This is a genomic window from Blautia sp. DFI.6.71 (assembly GCF_020593585.1).
GTDB lineage: Bacteria > Bacillota > Clostridia > Lachnospirales > Lachnospiraceae > Blautia_A > Blautia_A wexlerae.
Genome location: NZ_JAJDMJ010000160.1, coordinates 1 through 448, shown reverse-complemented (window position 1 = coordinate 448; position 448 = coordinate 1). Strand labels below are relative to the sequence as shown.

The following is a 448-nucleotide window of genomic DNA, read 5'->3' as shown; positions in this document are numbered from 1 at the left end:
TCTGGAATGAATTTTGGCTACGTTACTGTGAACGGAGTGAACAGTAACGTATGGAAACTTTTTTATTCCTTATGTGTCCCTCTGACTACTTTGATTCCACGTTCTTCTATCATATTGCAGATCTGTGTCATCCTTGGACATTCATGCTTTCCATCCGGGAGACGACAGACACCTACGTGGATGGTACTGATTTTTTCACTGACCAGTCTGTCTATCTTTTCCAGGATTCCTTTGTCTTCTATGGGTTCTATCGGGTTGACGCCTTTGCATTCGTTACAGGTCATCATTGCTGCCAGACAGGTATCTTCCGGATAATCCTGAAAGAAATCGGTTCTGTTCTGAAATGCTGCCAGGCATCCAACTCTGGCGCATACATTATTAGAATGAATACACGGTGACATGCTCTCGCCACTTAAATCTTACAGATTTTGAAGTGGGAGCTTCCTGC

The 448-nt window shown here is 43.5% G+C and carries 1 protein-coding gene; it reads right to left on the bottom strand.

Annotated features, from left to right (window positions below; translation table 11 throughout):
• Positions 1-62: 62 nt before the first annotated feature.
• A complete protein-coding gene (locus tag LJE12_RS19720) occupies positions 63-401 on the bottom strand; it encodes a CGGC domain-containing protein (RefSeq protein ID WP_118521761.1) in 339 nt (112 codons plus the stop codon).
• Positions 402-448: the final 47 nt, after the last annotated feature.